Raw genomic sequence first — 491 nt, 5'->3', positions numbered from 1 at the left:
GGAGGATTAGCTCAGCTGGGAGAGCACCTGCCTTACAAGCAGGGGGTCGGCGGTTCGATCCCGTCATCCTCCACCACCGTGCCGGTGTAGCTCAACTGGTAGAGCAACTGACTTGTAATCAGTAGGTTGGGGGTTCAAGTCCTCTTGCCGGCACCATTTATATCGGAGGGGTAGCGAAGTGGCTAAACGCGGCGGACTGTAAATCCGCTCCTTCGGGTTCGGCAGTTCGAATCTGCCCCCCTCCACCATTTTATTGGGCTATCGCCAAGCGGTAAGGCAACGGATTTTGATTCCGTCATGCGTTGGTTCGAATCCAGCTAGCCCAGCCATAGAGAGCCATTAGCTCAGTTGGTAGAGCATCTGACTTTTAATCAGAGGGTCGAAGGTTCGAGTCCTTCATGGCTCATTTTAATAAGCGGAAGTAGTTCAGTGGTAGAACACCACCTTGCCAAGGTGGGGGTCGCGAGTTCGAACCTCGTCTTCCGCTCCAT

At 54.0% G+C, this 491-nt stretch carries 6 tRNA genes; all 6 read left to right on the top strand.

The window, feature by feature from the left end:
- The 6 genes from OK414_RS29815 to OK414_RS29790 all read left to right on the top strand — a co-directional run bounded on the left by OK414_RS29815 (position 1) and on the right by OK414_RS29790 (position 490).
- Positions 1-76: transfer RNA gene (locus OK414_RS29815), tRNA-Val, on the top strand.
- A 4-nt stretch (positions 77-80) separates the two neighbouring features.
- Positions 81-156: transfer RNA gene (locus tag OK414_RS29810), tRNA-Thr, on the top strand.
- Between the two features lie 8 nt (positions 157-164).
- Positions 165-248: transfer RNA gene (locus tag OK414_RS29805), tRNA-Tyr, on the top strand.
- Positions 249-254: 6 nt separating this feature from the next.
- Positions 255-329: transfer RNA gene (locus tag OK414_RS29800), tRNA-Gln, on the top strand.
- Between the two features lie 4 nt (positions 330-333).
- Positions 334-406: transfer RNA gene (locus OK414_RS29795), tRNA-Lys, on the top strand.
- 9 nt (positions 407-415) lie between these two features.
- A tRNA-Gly gene (locus OK414_RS29790) sits at positions 416-490 on the top strand.
- Position 491 lies beyond the last annotated feature (1 nt).

This window comes from Priestia sp. JV24 (genome assembly GCF_025910025.1).
Classification (GTDB): Bacteria; Bacillota; Bacilli; order Bacillales; family Bacillaceae_H; genus Priestia; species Priestia megaterium.
Note: the sequence above shows the minus strand (reverse complement) of the source record. Positions and strands in the feature narration are given on the sequence as shown.